This is a genomic window from Methanosarcina sp. DH1 (assembly GCF_020804205.1).
Classification (GTDB): Archaea; Halobacteriota; Methanosarcinia; order Methanosarcinales; family Methanosarcinaceae; genus Methanosarcina; species Methanosarcina vacuolata.
In genome coordinates, this window is the sequence record NZ_WJBJ01000012.1 from 17,063 (window position 1) to 29,429 (window position 12,367).

Consider the following 12,367-nt stretch of genomic DNA (forward strand, 5'->3'; position numbering starts at 1 on the left):
TGAATGTGGGTCCCACCTACTCTTCTGCCCTTTCCTTCTCAAAAACAGCACAGTTCATTTACATGTACAATTAGACCAGTAAATCCTCAATCCCTGCCTCTCTCACAATATCGATCGCCTTAATCTCTTCTTCCTGAGTCAGGCAGCGTCCAATCTCCGGATACTCCATAGCCCGGTAGCATGGCCTGTACTGGAACATCAGGTTGAACCTGATTTTAGGGATATGTTTTGCAACCCATTTGGCAATCGGCCTTGTACAGCATTCCAGATGGCCTGGCAGCACAAGATGGCGAAGGAGAATTTCTGAGGTTTTGTAGGCAAATTCGAAATTTGGCTGCACGATTTCCAGGTAATTTTTTATTTTTGAATATTTCCGGGCGCATACATCGTTTCCGTATTTGAAATCTCCAAGGTAGACATCCACAACCCCTTCGAGGATTTCCGCAATTTCAGGGGAATGGTACATATTTGAGTTCCAGACCACAGGCGTATTTACAGAGATTTCCCGGACTATCTTCAGGACGGTATGCGCGTGAGGAGTTGGGGTAACGAAATTTACGTTCCTTGCTCCGTGCGTTCTCCGAATGTCGATCAGTTTTGCAAGTTTCCTTGGCTCAATTCGAATTCCAGCATCAGGACAGGTCGAAATATCCCAGTTCTGACAGTAAACGCAGGCAAAAGTACAGCCTGTAAAAAAGATCGTGTGAGATGGTACAAGCTCAGGCTCTTCTCCCATGTGCAGGAACTCAGAAGCATAATTGGAAAGGTCTGTCAGCCTGCAGAATCCTTTTTCGCCGGCTTTCCTGTCAACCTCACAGCGCCACCCGCAGCACTGGCATTTTTCCAGCATTCTGTCTACAATCTCAATTTTAAGGTCAAGAAGAGAGGGACTGGCTTTTGGAAGCTCCAGGAAGCTTCTGGTAAAAAATGCCAGCCTGTCATCTGCATTTTTATAGTCAAGGACTTCCGCGGCTTCTCGTTCAAGGTCTTCTTTGAGTTTTCGGTACTCTTCGATCTCGTTACTATGAATTTTCCTTAGCTCTTCAAGCTGCATGCCTGGATCAAACTGGACCGGAATTCTTTCGGTTATCTTAAAAAGGGAAGGCATTTCATCTCTCTGCACCTTGAAGTAACGTTTCAGGTACTTCGGGGCTGCCATACTGAAATATTATTCCACATGGGTTAAAGGTTTATTGTCTGTTTCTTCTGGTTTTAATTCCAATATCCGGTTCTGATTTTTAGTTCTGATTTTTAGTTTTGAGTTCCAGTTTTGAGTTCCAGTTCTGATTTCCGGTTCTGATTTCCAGTTCAGACTTCTATTTTGATTTTTTAATTGCTGATTTTGCTGGTTTATTAATCTGAATTTACTATTCATTAGTGTACTTTTTAGAAACGTATAGGCTTTTCCAGGCTCTTCACAGGCAAGGTTATAAGAAGAAAAAGGCTTTTAACACTTTTTGACTGCTATCCTCACGGATAACTCTAAAAATTCACATAAGCAGGTTGGGAACGAAAATGGAATGGTTCTTTCTTTTTATCGCAGGTCTTTTTGAAGCAGCCTGGGCAATAGGTCTAAAATATACGGAAGGTTTCACGAAGCTTTATCCAAGCATCTTCACCGTCATGTGCATGTTTCTTAGCTTCTATTTTCTTTCCCAGTCCCTGAAAACTCTACCAATCGGAACCAGCTATGCGGTCTGGACCGGAATCGGGATTATCGGCACTACAATTCTTGGTGTTTTGCTCTTTAATGAACCTATGGACTTTGCCAGGGCTTTCTGTGTTATTTTGATATTCTCAGGGATTATCGGGCTCAGGATAATTTCTCCATAACCTTTTGCAGAAGACCTGTTCTTTTTCAGGGCCTTTCCTGTACTACTGGAAGTAGACTTTTTTCTGCAGTCGGGAGCCAAAAATTAAAAACCTGCAAGACAATTAATAATGGGATTAAACCCGAGGGTTGTTTTGGTTCCGATTTTATCTTATCTTTTGATCAAGTGGTCAAAAATTAGCTAGGACTTACGCACTTGAAGAACAAAATCAATTACGGCAAAGACTGTGGATTAAAGTCACGTTTTAGACAGTTAACGGTCTGATGCTGTTGATTTTTTAGTTCAACTGCGTAAGTCCTATTAGCTTTAAAGATGCCCGCGGGAGACTTTTGGGGGAATATTCTGGTTACGCTTGACAGCACGACAATTAGTCTCTGGGATTTAATGTCCCTTCTGTTTGTACTTCTGTTTCTCTATGCAATAATCTACCCGCAGTCGCAGCTAAGACAAATCCGGTTGCGGCGCATGGCAAAACTGAAAGCTATGGAAAAAAGCCACGGATGCAAGGTGCTCACTATGATTCACAGGCGGGAGGCAATATCTCTTTTCGGGATACCGGCCTACCAGTACATAGATGAGGAAGACGCCGAGCAAATCCTGCGCTGGATAAGAAAATACAAAGATTATCCGCTTGAGCTGATCCTGCACACGCCAGGCGGTCAGCTCCATTCCAGTATCCAGATCGCACGCGCCCTGCGGCGACACTCGAAAAACACGAAAGTTATTATCCCGCACTATTCAATGTCAGGAGGCACAATCATCGCCCTTGCCGCAAATGAAATCGTGATGGATAAGGACGCGGTTATCGGGCCAATCGACCCCCAGATAGGAGACTTTATTCGCGGGATGTACCCTGCCCCCTCCTGGATATATGCTGTGGAAACAAAAAAGGAAAAATCCGATGATATCACCCTTGTCATGAGCGATATCTCAAGAAAAGCCCTCAAATTCACCAGAAATGTTGCAAAAGAGCTTCTTGAAGGCAAAATTCAGCCAGGCCCGGCAGGGGAAAGCAGGCTCGATGAAGTGGTCGAAAAACTGGTCAGCGGAGAAATGATCCACAGCACACCTCTCTCAGCCGGCGAGGCAAAAGAAATAGGGCTTGCTGTCAGTACGGATTTTCCGGAGGACGTGCACGAGTTTATGAAACTTTTCAAGCCTGTAAAGAAAAGTGTGGAATACACTGAGTAAACTGAATGGATGGTTTTCGTAGTACAGGGAATTCAATAACGGTTATTCAATTGTATATCTCATTCTTTTCAATCCATTTTTTCATCAATTCAATTTTAAATTTATAGGCGTTCCCATCTTTTTCGATAATTTCTCTTCTTAAAAGAGAATCAATTTCCTTTTTATTTCCTTCTTTATAATTATATTCAATCACTTGATGCAGGAACTCTCTTTCGCTATCCGTACACTCTATGTTCCAGATATAATCAAAATAAGCGTTCGCAGAAGCCAATACTCTTTCTGCTGCTAAATTAACATCTTCGACAGAAGCTTCTTTACGACGATGTGAATTCAAGTAGTTGACTAGCTCAAAACAGACTGCTTGAACTAAGTAAGGTTGGCAGTTTGTTAAATAAATTATCCGATTGACAGCTTCTCCATATTTCCCGCCCTCATAGTCTAAGGTAAAGTCGTCAATTGGATTTGTGACCAAAATTCTTGCATCATCTTTGGATAAATAACTTATTTTGATCATCTTTGTGTTTATTAAGTAGTCTGACCAGTTTAGTTGTAGTTCTCTTAACTCGTTGCTTCCGGATATTAATATAACAAAACATTTACGATGTTGGATAATATTTCTCAGCTGATCCAGTATGTCCTTAGTAAGAGAACCATTTAGTATACGTTCTTCTATCTTTTCATATTCGTCAAAACAAATTAGTACTAATTTACTTTCTTTTGCGAGCAATTCCTCAGTTTTATCTAACCAGCTGCCAAAGGTTGTAAATGGAGTATTTTGAAAAGAACCAAGAGGTGGATACTCAAAAGGAAATCCTCTGTCATTTAGTGAGTCGCAAATTAACTTTGAGAGATGATAGCAAAATGAGGATTGGCTTTCTCCGTATTTTGGGCCTTGAAAATCAATGTATACAGAAATGTATTGTTTTTCTAATAGTTTCGGAAGATTAATCAGAACAGACGACTTTCCAATTCGTCTTCTTCCATATAAAAATAATGAGGGTTTTTGAGAAATATTAGATGCCAAATTTGATTTAATTAAATCAACAACATCATTTCTGCCTACAAATAACCTTGAAGCGTCATCAATTCTTACAGGATTTCCAAAAATATAAGGATTCGGAACTTCTTCAAAACTATCGGAATTATTTTTTGTAATTTGCTTTTTTTCTTCTTCAACTATTTGTGACCACTTCTCTGTAAGGGAAAGAAACTTGGCTCCTACTGGCCCTTTGGTAGCAATTAAGCTTTTCTTAAAATCAAGAATGTCACTTTCAAGGTTATTCAAATTTTTAAGCCTATTAAAATCACTTGAGGAATTAAGGTAATTACTTGCGTCGATAGATAAATCGTCTATAACTCTTAGAATTTTACTAAATTCTCTAGGCAAAAATCCTTCAAAAGAATAAAGGAGTGAAACGTTTCCTGAAGCATCAGATATCTCTTTTATTGATTCTAACTGACTTAAGTCCTTAATTGTTATCTGTAAAAGAGCATTGAAAGCTGCTTTCCTTTGTGTAGGTCTGCTAGTAGATACAAATTCAATTTCTGCTATTCCTTTATCTCTGTTTGCCTCAGTTAACATCAGCAGGAAATCTGTTAAAAATGGAAGAGGATAAATAACTGCTTTATCCCAATATATTGGAGACTTCTTGAACAATGTATAAGCCTTTTCTTTCGAAAAAACTGCGCGGAAATATTGTATTAAGTATGGAAACACATAGAATACCCTATAATAAAACACAAGAAAACTAATAATCGATGCAATGCTGAAAGCAATGCCTAAATCAATGCCTAAAGCAGTGCCGATAGCAATGCCCATAGCAATGCTGAAAGCAATGCCTAGAGTAGTGCTGAAAGTAATGCCGATAGCAATGCCGAAAGCAATGTCGATAACAATGGCGACAGCAATGCCAAAAGCAATGCCGAAAGCGATGCCGAAAGTAATAACGATAGCAGTGCCGACATCAATTCCTCCATCAATTGCGACATCAATTCCGATAATGCAGGCGAAATCAATGCCCCTAGCAATGCCGATAGCAATGGCGACATCAATGCCCTTAGCAATACCAAAAGTAATGCTGATAGCAATGCTGATAGCAATGCCGATAGAAATGTTGAAAATAATATTTGTCCAGCTAAAAGGAACTTTAAAAAAAGAAAAGCTTATAAATCTAACAGTTAAAACAATAAAAAAAGAAATAACGTATGAGTAAAAAGATAATTTCAAAAGTAATTTCCGTTTGCTTTTCTTGTCTAGACTGTTCTCGTACTCAGTGAATGTAATGGGATTAAATATGCACTGATATATTTGGAACAGAGAGGTTTTTATGTCATTGAACATTTTTCCTCATTTAGGCGAAAATATTTTTAATAGATAAATAAAGAGCTTGACTACCTTTAATCCGTTTTTATGTACTCTAATTTTAATATTTTTAATGCTTTTCTTCTGATTTTTTTTCTTCGTTGCTTCTTTATAATTATAATATTCGAGTTCCTTCACTATTTCTTCTTTTATTTTATTTCTATTCCATCTGTTTTCTCCGTTTGAAAAAATGTGATCACAACTTACTCTCAAATATAGTGGATTATTTTTTGCAATTTCCCTAATCAGTTTTTTCTCATCTGCGTTAAACTCAATACCTTTTCTTTGTGCATCTAAAAAATTACTGGTTTCAAAACTCTTGAATTCACCAAGTTTCAATTCAGAAAATAGACCATAATATGTTGAGGTAAGTTTATTCTCTATGAATAAATCTCTTAAAGAATATAAAGAAGCAGTTAAGTAAGCTATGTTTTCATGTTCTCCAACAGTCTTCAAAGTATCAAAGAAATCTTTATTAAAATCTTGTGGTTTTCTAATGATGTGTTCAAATCCATCAATTATGAGAATATATTTGTGGTCGTTCTTTATTTCTTCGATGGATGTTGAAAAAGCGCTTAAATTTTTATGATATATTTCTCTGTTGTGAGCTTTATCATCAGTATTGTTTTCTAAAATAACCTTAGGATTGCACTCCATCTTTGTTAAAACGTTTCTTAAAAAATCGTAAGCTGTATAATAATTTGGGTCTTGCAGATCAACGTATATAGCCTTGTAACTGCTTCCTAATTCCTCAGGAATTTTATTAAATACATAATATAGTAAAGACGATTTCCCGATTTTTCTTTCGCCATAAATTGAAGTACTTTGGAGATTTTTAAGTCTTTCAAATATTGTCCTGAGTTCATCCTTTCTACCAAAAAACTCATCAGGATTTTTAAGAGTATTTCTTTCAGTAAAAGGATTATTTCTTGCAAGACCTGGCATATAAAGGATGTACTTGAGTTATTATTATTAAGGTTTTTGAAAAAAATCGAGTTTGCCTTTAAACACCTTTATGAATCGAAATTATACTGAAAATTATTCTATTGCAGGTAAATGACTTCCTATTTTTTCCTCACCTTCGCATTCTCTTCATTCAGCCCTGCCCATATAACCTTATACTCTAGCTGTTCAAGCACAGGATAGTAAAGGCTGCGGTCAAGCCCGAAACCTTCAAAGACCTTTACTGCGTCAGCATACGTTTCTACTGCCCCCGGTCTTTCAAGTTCTTGATCTATTCTCTCAAGCAGTTGTCTGTGAATTAAGTAGTTTTCAAGGAGTACGTAATTTTGATATTTCTCCAGATCTTCGACTTTTCCGAATTCTTCGGCTTTTCCGAATTCCCTGAGTTCTTCTAACTCTCTTGCTTTTTCGAACTCTCCAGTTTTTTCTGATTCTCTGATTTTTCCGAACTCCCCGATTTCTTCCAGTTCTCCGGCTTTTGCGAGCCTGTCTGCAATCACTTCCTTTAAGGCATCTGGCAGGACTCCTTTTCCGACTGCGATTTCTTCAAGGTTTACCAGTTCTCCTGAGATTGGAAATTCCATTTCTTCCAGTCTTGACCGGTCTTCTGAAAGCTTTTTTTCTTCGTACTTTCTAAGTATTTGCATGACTTCATTTGCCGGAATTTTTTTGTCAAAGAAGATTACTTCCTGCGAAGGGAAATCCTTTTCAGAACACTTGAGTTTTCTATCAATCAGGAGAATTACAGGTTCTTTTACCTGTTTGAGCTTCTCAATCTTATTTTCCAGATATTCAGGGGTCCAGAAACCCACTATTTCCAGATATACCTTAATTCCGTCCCTTTTGAGAGAGAAGTCCGGGACAAAAGCGTATTTTCCGGCTTTAAGAATCGTTGGCTCCCTTTTTATTTTCCAGCTTCCCAAACTGAGGCTGCCAAACATCTGCTCAAGAGTGCTGTCATAGGTAGCTTCTTCAGCATCGATTTCCTCAATCCTGGCTTCTTTTCCAGCTTCTTTCCCGGTTTCTTTCCCGGTTTCTTTTCCAGCTTCATATTTTTCCTTTTCTTCTTTAATTTGAAGCTCTGGCGAAAGGGCCTCCGGGTACACGGCTGCTTCAGGAGTGATTTTGAAAAACTTTTCCGAGTCATCAAGGGTAAAATTCAGGATGCGTTTCCCCTGGTAGCCTTTGTGAAGAATGCCTGCCTTGAGCCTCCAGCCTTTTGACCTCAGCAGCGCGGGAAAGATTTTTGCAAAGGAATTTCCATAGCGTTCGGAGATACGAAAAAGAGAGGCAGGCCCGTCAAGATGCAGATGAACGGCTTTTAGTTCTTCGAAGTTTTCTCTGGTTTTTCCTTCCTTTCCTTCTTTTTCTCTATTTATTTCTCTATTGATTTCTCTATCGATTTTGCCTGTTTCCTCATCAGTATCTTCAAGGGAATACATAAGCCCTGAACGAAGGATTTTCCAGAGGATTTTCTGAAAATCGCCTTTTATCCAGATATCGAGGTCAACTGCACGGAAAAGCAGAGTCTGAGTCAGAGAAATATTGTACTGTTTTAGGAGTTCTGCAGGAGAAAGGGATACGAAACTTTTGACGACCTGGTTTTCCTCAAGGTCCGCCCAGAGTGCTTTTTCAAGTGCTTTTTCCGAAATTGAAAGTTTTTTTGCAGCTTTTCGCAGAGCCTCTTTTCTCTCGGCAGGAGAAAGTGCCATGCCTCCACAGGCTTCAAAAACAGCTTCTCTCGCCAGAGACGGGTCAACCGCAGCATCTGTTTCTATAACGGTGCGCCTTCCAAGCAACTGGGAAAGACCCCTGATAAAGCGGTAATTCATTTCCTCGTAACCATCAAGTTCAGTCAGAAGATCACCATAGGTTTTTCCGATATGCTGCTCGAAAGTCTCTATCAGAAGCCTTGCAGGTTCCAGGTTTTCGGGATCAAAAGCTGCGTATACAGGCTTTATTTTCCCTCCGGAGATGCGGGTTACAAGAAGGTCAGAAGTGAGCAGGTGAGCCGCCTCCTGAGCTTTTTTCGTTCTTCATCTGGTTTTCCTTTCCTTGTTCTTTTTTTATCTGGCTTTCCTTCCCAGGCTCTTTTTTTATCTGGTTTTCTTTTCCAGACTCTTTCTTTATCTGGTTTTCCTTTCCAGACTATTTCTTTATCTGGTTTTCCTTTCCTGATTCTCCTTTCATCTGATTTTCCTGTGTTGATCTTCCAGAGCCTTTTTGATTTGAAACAGCTTCTTTTCTTCTCCTGGCAGTTCCGGCTTCGGTCGTTTCTTCGGATATAATCTCATAGAGTATGGCTTCTTTTCCTTCTTTCTTCCTGAGGATCCTTCCAAGGCGCTGGATATATGCTAATTTACTCCCTGTACCGCTTGCTATAATCCCTATGTTTGCCTCGGGGACGTCTATGCCCTCATCAAGAACCTTTGAAGTAACTACAGCCCTGTATTTTCCTTCCTTGAACTTCTCAAGGATGGAATTCCTTTCTTTTGCAGGCGTTCTGTAAGTGATTGCAGGGATAAGAAATTCCCTGGAAATCCGGTGGACAAGCCGGTTATGTTCCGTAAAAATGAAGACCCTGTCTTCCCTGTGTGTATTCAGGATCTCTTTTAACTTTTCAATTTTAGACTCCGTGTTGAAAGCAAGTTCTCTTGCTGCGTTTCTTGCAAGAAGGGCTTTTCTGGCTTCAGGGTCTCTCCCGCTTCTCATAACCAGTTTCTGAAAATCCCCTGGCCCCCGAAGAACCATCCCGGTTTTCCGGAGATAATCTGTATAAACCGAATAACACTTGTCGTATTCTTTTCTTTCCTCATCCGTAAGTGCAGCAGCTATCCGTTTTATCCTGTAAGGTGCAAGGTGGCTGCCTGCAAGTTCCGAGACGTGCTTTTCGTATACTTTTCCCCCGACAAGCCTGTTAAGCTCAGAGTGTAATTCGTCTTCCCGTTCGTAAGTGGCTGTCAGCCCAAGCCTGTAAGGCGCTGCGGAAAACTCGGCAATGCTCCTGTATCCGGTTGCAGGAAGGTGGTGGACTTCATCAAAAACAAGGAGACCGAACCTGTTCCCGAGAGTTTCGGCGTGAATATAAGCAGAATCATATGTGGAAACGGTTATCGGAAGAATTTTCTTCTCCCCACCCCCAAGCTTTCCGATTTCCATCATAAAGGCTTCTTCAAGCTGTTTTTTCCATTGTTCCAGCAGATCAAGCGTCGGGACAACCACAAGGGCAGGGGTATTGCAGCCTGCAATTGCCCTGATCCCAACAAGAGTTTTTCCACTCCCTGTTGGCAGGACAAGCACTCCCCATCTATTATTTTCTACCCAGGTCACAAGAGCTTCGGCCTGATAATCCCTTAACTTAAGCTTCTTTCCGGACGCTTCATAAGCTGCTGCCAGGTCAGGACAGGGAAGGAGGTCAAGAACTTCGTCTTTAAAAGGGATCTTAGAATTTTTCAGATAATCTGTTATATCTCTGTAATAAAGAGCAAGAGCTCTAAAATTTCCGCTTCTTTCATCCCAGACTGCATTGGGAACTCTCACATTACCTTCTATAAGAAGCGTTCCCTGCTTGAAGCTGATTTTGATCATTGTTTATTAAAAGTCTGGACATTATATATAATAATTGAGTTATCAGCCTCGGTTTCCATTGCCCTATTTTCTTCCAGTTAGAGTACTGCTCTCCAACCCGAGTTCCGTCACCAGATTCTCATCTCGGGTGGACTAACCCTTTTCGCTCACTTCATTCTCTCAAGAAGGCTGAATCATAATAAAGATGCTTGACTAAGTTTTCAACGATCTCATGATGTTTAATTTACCCGAATTTTTGTATGGATCATCCCGACAAAACAAGCCTGAAGAAGGAAAAAGATAGCTTTGTTTGAGGCAAATACCTGATTGCTTTTTTTCTTTTGTTCAGGTTATTTATAGTTTTATTCCAATATAAACATTAAAAAATTTATCTTTATCGTCAACGGGGGCGTAATAAATGATACATCTATGGGAGTATGATTCTCGCAAGCTTAACGGCTTAAACATGCCGCAATTGATGAGCGAACTTGAAAGAATAGGAAATGAAGGGTGGGAACTGATTCTGATGAAGAACGATATCGATGAAGAAGGCAGAGTAACTGCAATTTTCAAGCGGAAAAAAGAAAGTGAGACTATAGCTTTATAACTCTACTTTTGTATCCTCTTCAAATTGAGTGGAAATCTCTCACCTTCCACTCACCGAGTTTTTTTCTCTGATTAGCTGGGCTAGAGATGGCATTTCAAATTCATAAAAAGGTAACCAGTTAAAGCAGTGGGAAGGAAAAGGGGAAGGGTCAAGAATAACCCCGCAAGCCCTTTTCCCCAAAAATCACGGCCTTACAAACACATAAGCCATGATTAACGCCACGCAAAGGAAGAGAATAGAAGATATGGCTATACCCGGAGCTTAAGAAATAAAGGAAACCATATCTTGTCCAGCATGGAAATCATTTTTTGTTTTTAACTTRTTTTTTATTCGGATTCGGGAGTAAATCCGTATTTTTCCAGTATTTCCTGTCCTTCKTCTCCAGTYACGAAATCCACGAATTCCTGTGCTTCTTCTTTGTTATCAGAAGCAGAAATCAAGGCKATAGGATAACTGATTGAAGTATTAACAGGGACGGTAGCAACGATTTTTATAGTTCCGGGGTCTGCGGTCTTTGCATCGGTCATGTACACAAAACCTGCATCAACCTCTCCTCTTTCCACGTATGTGAGTACTTGTTTAACGTCTTCAGCWAGTATMGTCTTATCTTTTAGCTGGTCCCAGAGTCCTGCKTCAGTCAATGCCTGRGTTGYATATTTGCCTACAGGGGCAGTTTCRGGGTTTCCAATGCTGATTTTTCCCACATCTGAGGCTGTCAGGTCTTTTATTCCGGTTATATTAAGATCGCTGTTTGCAGGGACTATGAGCACAAGGGAGTTCTCAGCAAAGTCTTTCCTTGTACTGTTGTCGATRAGGGTCTCATTGGCAAGCATGTCCATGTTTTTCTGGTCAGCAGAAGCAAAAACATCAACTGGAGCTCCTCCTTCTATTTGCTTACGCAGATTTCCTGACCCYGCAAAATTTAAATTCACATCYGTGCCAGGGTTTTCAGTTTCAAACTGGGATTCCATATCCGTAAAAGCTTCGGTAAGGCTGGCAGCGGCAGATACTGTTATAGCGTCAGGGTTCTGCTCAGAAACCGACGTTTCATTTGTGGCTGCACCCGTTTCGTTTGTGACTGGAGTAACAGTTTCGTTTGTAGCTTCATTTCCATTACCAGTGCACCCTATTGCAAGGAATACTCCTAATATTACTAACAGAACTATCAGTTCTTTTCTCACAATTTCACCTACTCAAAATATTATTATAATTAAGTACTTACGCGGTTGAATTCAGAATTGATAACAATGAACCTGCGGCAATACAAGTTGTTTTTTTATTTTACTCATGCCTGTATTTTCTGACAAGGCAATATTATGTTATAAGTCGCGTTAGTCAGAGGAAATATATGGCAAATAATGCGTTATGTTTACTAGTACATAACGTTTTTCTCACATTTCTTTTAATAATATAAGAAGATTCCCGGTGTCGGTCTCAAAGAGAATTTTAAGGTCAACTTATGGCTAGTTTACAGTCGGATACAGCTCTTTAACAAATCGTTTTATACCAGGATTTTACGGGTGCCGGAATTTCATGAAAAACAAATCGTAAAATAAGACAGAATCAAAATTAAAAGAATAATTAGCCCTTATTTCTTGAGGTGAGCATTTTTAGGTCATGAAATTCATGGAATATTAGTTAGTTGGTGTCATTTCTAAAACATTTTTAGTGGCGTATCGTACCTTTTTTGCAATTCAGTAAGGTTAATAGCATGCTTGATACACGAAACATAAGGCATTTTTTTCAGCACCGGAAAATTAATCACGAAAACATCAACCGCATAATGAGGACTAACAAAAAATCAACCGCATAATGACGGAATACAAAAAAATCAACAGCATAATG

At 39.6% G+C, this 12,367-nt stretch carries 10 protein-coding genes; 3 read left to right on the forward strand and 7 right to left on the reverse strand.

Translation table 11 applies throughout. The annotated features are described in order from the left end of the window. Positions 1-70: 70 nt before the first annotated feature. Together FXW07_RS06435 and FXW07_RS06440 are read right to left on the reverse strand one after the other, a co-directional pair. On the reverse strand, positions 71-1,159 hold the full coding sequence (locus FXW07_RS06435) for a radical SAM protein (RefSeq protein ID WP_229394733.1): 1,089 nt from the start codon (positions 1,157-1,159) through the stop codon (positions 71-73). A gap of 9 nt (positions 1,160-1,168) precedes the next feature. Further along, positions 1,169-1,375: a hypothetical protein gene (locus tag FXW07_RS06440; protein ID WP_229394734.1), complete on the reverse strand. Its 207-nt coding sequence runs from the start codon at positions 1,373-1,375 to the stop codon at positions 1,169-1,171. A 140-nt stretch (positions 1,376-1,515) separates the two neighbouring features. Between FXW07_RS06440 and FXW07_RS06445 the strand changes: the two genes are divergently transcribed. Together FXW07_RS06445 and FXW07_RS06450 are read left to right on the forward strand one after the other, a co-directional pair. Further along, positions 1,516-1,833: a multidrug efflux SMR transporter gene (locus FXW07_RS06445; RefSeq protein ID WP_229394736.1), complete on the forward strand. Its 318-nt coding sequence runs from the start codon at positions 1,516-1,518 to the stop codon at positions 1,831-1,833. A 311-nt stretch (positions 1,834-2,144) separates the two neighbouring features. Further along, on the forward strand, positions 2,145-3,023 hold the full coding sequence (locus FXW07_RS06450) for a hypothetical protein (RefSeq protein ID WP_229394737.1): 879 nt from the start codon (positions 2,145-2,147) through the stop codon (positions 3,021-3,023). 46 nt (positions 3,024-3,069) lie between these two features. Here the strand turns inward: FXW07_RS06450 and FXW07_RS06455 are convergent, their stop codons facing one another. The 4 genes from FXW07_RS06455 to FXW07_RS06470 all read right to left on the reverse strand — a co-directional run bounded on the left by FXW07_RS06455 (position 3,070) and on the right by FXW07_RS06470 (position 9,936). After that, positions 3,070-5,250 carry a hypothetical protein gene (locus FXW07_RS06455; RefSeq protein WP_229394739.1) on the reverse strand — a complete coding sequence of 727 codons (2,181 nt, stop codon included), beginning with the start codon at positions 5,248-5,250 and terminating at the stop codon, positions 3,070-3,072. Positions 5,251-5,370: 120 nt separating this feature from the next. Further along, complete coding sequence (locus tag FXW07_RS06460; RefSeq protein ID WP_229394741.1) at positions 5,371-6,330, reverse strand: ATP-binding protein; 960 nt, start codon at positions 6,328-6,330, stop codon at positions 5,371-5,373. Positions 6,331-6,449: 119 nt separating this feature from the next. Further along, complete coding sequence (locus FXW07_RS06465) at positions 6,450-8,354, reverse strand: DUF790 family protein (protein ID WP_229394781.1); 1,905 nt, start codon at positions 8,352-8,354, stop codon at positions 6,450-6,452. Between the two features lie 142 nt (positions 8,355-8,496). Then, the gene (locus FXW07_RS06470; RefSeq protein ID WP_229394743.1) at positions 8,497-9,936 is read right to left on the reverse strand and encodes a DEAD/DEAH box helicase family protein; all 1,440 of its coding nucleotides are present in this window, start codon (positions 9,934-9,936) and stop codon (positions 8,497-8,499) included. Positions 9,937-10,333: 397 nt separating this feature from the next. Here FXW07_RS06470 and FXW07_RS06475 point away from each other — a divergent pair, with 397 nt between their 5' ends. Beyond that, positions 10,334-10,522, forward strand: a complete 189-nt coding sequence (locus tag FXW07_RS06475) for a hypothetical protein (RefSeq protein ID WP_048120677.1) — start codon at positions 10,334-10,336, stop codon at positions 10,520-10,522. Positions 10,523-10,848: 326 nt separating this feature from the next. On the opposite strand, the gene modA is transcribed toward FXW07_RS06475, so the two are convergent. Then, positions 10,849-11,703, reverse strand: a complete 855-nt coding sequence (gene modA / locus FXW07_RS06480) for a molybdate ABC transporter substrate-binding protein (protein WP_229394744.1) — start codon at positions 11,701-11,703, stop codon at positions 10,849-10,851. Positions 11,704-12,367 lie beyond the last annotated feature (664 nt).